At 66.6% G+C, this 299-nt stretch carries 1 protein-coding gene; it reads right to left on the reverse strand.

All coding sequences use genetic code 11. The features are described from left to right. On the reverse strand, positions 1-225 hold a 225-nt coding region (locus G0Q06_RS14330), incomplete at its 3' end, for a hypothetical protein (RefSeq protein WP_163967461.1). Between the last annotated feature and the right edge of the window lie 74 nt (positions 226-299).

Here is a 299-nt window from a genome sequence, read left to right on the forward strand (position 1 = left end):
CGCGGCATCGACCGGCAAGGCCGGTTCGGTGCGCGTTGCTGATGGGCGTGACGGTGCCATGTCGAGCAGCATGCGGCGGCGCGTGCGTCTTGTGCAGGGCAAGCGAACGCGTCGCGCAAAGCGGCCTGTCACAGCGTGCAAATCGGATGGGGAGCCTCCCGAACGCGGCTCAAATCGAAGCACCGAAGTGGGCATCTTGGCGGTCGCGCCCGGCCCCCGACTCATGCATCTGGGAGCGTCGCCCGAGTCTGCATGTTTGGTGCTTTGAACGCGCGCCAAGAGCAGGTTTCGGAGGGCTG

This window comes from Oceanipulchritudo coccoides, from assembly GCF_010500615.1.
Classification (GTDB): Bacteria; Verrucomicrobiota; Verrucomicrobiia; order Opitutales; family Oceanipulchritudinaceae; genus Oceanipulchritudo; species Oceanipulchritudo coccoides.